This window comes from Paracerasibacillus soli, from assembly GCF_042432965.1.
Taxonomy (GTDB): domain Bacteria; phylum Bacillota; class Bacilli; order Bacillales; family Amphibacillaceae; genus Paracerasibacillus; species Paracerasibacillus soli.
This window is the reverse complement of the sequence record NZ_JBHLWL010000042.1, coordinates 1-562: the sequence shown is the minus strand read 5'-3', so window position 1 is coordinate 562 and position 562 is coordinate 1. Positions and strand designations below refer to the sequence as shown.

Annotated in this window: 2 tRNA genes; both read right to left on the bottom strand. The window is 42.2% G+C overall.

Annotation, left to right across the window (positions count from 1 at the left end):
* Positions 1-104: 104 nt before the first annotated feature.
* Positions 105-177: transfer RNA gene (locus tag ACFFIS_RS12785), tRNA-Ala, on the bottom strand.
* Positions 178-199: 22 nt separating this feature from the next.
* Positions 200-276 (bottom strand) — tRNA-Ile (locus ACFFIS_RS12780).
* Positions 277-562 lie beyond the last annotated feature (286 nt).

Sequence of the window (562 nt, the reverse complement as noted above, 5' to 3'; positions counted from 1 at the left end):
TATTGCTTTTACGCCTTATTCGCATCCGCTTCTGTTATACAGTCGCTTCAGCTATTTTAGTTGATGTCGTTGTTATTTCTTATTTGGTTTTCAAGGTACAAAAGTGGAGCCTAGCGGGATCGAACCGCTGACCTCCTGCGTGCAAGGCAGGCGCTCTCCCAGCTGAGCTAAGGCCCCATAATGTTAATAATATTTTCGATGGTGGGCCTGAGTGGACTCGAACCACCGACCTCACGCTTATCAGGCGTGCGCTCTAACCAGCTGAGCTACAGGCCCATCCTAAATATTATTTATATTAGAATTTAAAAAAGAGAAATTAATCTCTCAAAACTGAACGAACGAACCAATATTCCTTACCGATAAAAATCGGTATTCCGTATAATCTAGCTCAAACTCCTAGCAACTAGTGAATTTCCTTCTTCTTCCTACGATAAGTCAATATCGACTCACTTACGTTCATCGTATTTCCTTTATCTCGTCAGAATTAGTCCAATTCATACGTTGCTGAACAGTCGTTTTCGCCTTTTTATTATCCTTAGAAAGGAGGTGATCCAGCCGCACC